We start from the raw sequence: 251 nt of genomic DNA, 5'->3' as shown, positions 1-251 counted from the left end.
ATGCAGCGTCTTGAAGATGAACGACATCCGCTCGCTGAACACGTCGGTCTGCTGCTTGAGCGGCTCCTTGAAGCTGAGCGGGCCGACTTGCCGGCACGCGATCGACGCTTCGCTCGGATCCTCCGCGACGCCGAGCGAGCCCTTGATCCCGCCGGTGCGCGCCCGCGACACGTAGCAGGTGACGCCGGCCACGAGCGGATCGTCGTACGCTTCGACGACCACGCGGTCGGAGCCCGTCACGCGGAAATGGG

At 67.3% G+C, this 251-nt stretch carries 1 protein-coding gene; it reads right to left on the bottom strand.

Translation table 11 applies throughout. The features are described 5' to 3' along the window. Positions 1-251, bottom strand: a 251-nt coding sequence (locus SB751_RS33415) for a CreA family protein (RefSeq protein ID WP_410749422.1), incomplete at both ends; no start/stop codon positions are given.

This window comes from Cupriavidus sp. SIMBA_020 (assembly GCF_046535395.1).
Classification (GTDB): Bacteria; Pseudomonadota; Gammaproteobacteria; order Burkholderiales; family Burkholderiaceae; genus Cupriavidus; species Cupriavidus campinensis.
This window is presented reverse-complemented; position numbering and strand designations above follow the sequence as displayed.